This is a genomic window from Bacillus sp. SIMBA_154 (genome assembly GCF_046536015.1).
GTDB classification, from domain to species: domain Bacteria; phylum Bacillota; class Bacilli; order Bacillales; family Bacillaceae; genus Bacillus; species Bacillus pumilus_P.
This window is the reverse complement of the sequence record NZ_JAWJBV010000107.1, coordinates 1-348: the sequence shown is the minus strand read 5'-3', so window position 1 is coordinate 348 and position 348 is coordinate 1. Positions and strand designations below refer to the sequence as shown.

Sequence of the window (348 nt, the reverse complement as noted above, 5' to 3'; positions counted from 1 at the left end):
CATAGTAGATTCCACCATCTGTTAATACGCCATCAATATCGGTAATAACAAGTTCAATATTGGAGAGTAAAGACTTTTCACTCTCTGACTGTCTACCTTGAAGAATAGCAATTACTTTTTGAAGGTCTTTAGGAGTATCTACACCAGGCCCTGTTTCCATTACTTCAAACGCATAAATATCTATATCGCTATCTAATAATCTTAATTGTTCTAATTGCTCTGCTGATTCGACATTAGATTCAGGTAATTGTGCATATCGTTCTAAAACAGACTTGCGATAGGCATATACACCAACGTGCTGCTTATAATTAATTTGTACATCGTTGTTTCGAATAAAAGGTATTGGAG

1 protein-coding gene is annotated in these 348 nt (G+C 35.1%); it reads right to left on the bottom strand.

Features of this window, described 5'->3' with window-relative positions; genetic code table 11:
- On the bottom strand, positions 1 to 348 hold a 348-nt coding region (locus R0K30_RS21320; protein WP_410612770.1), incomplete at both ends, for a cytidylyltransferase domain-containing protein.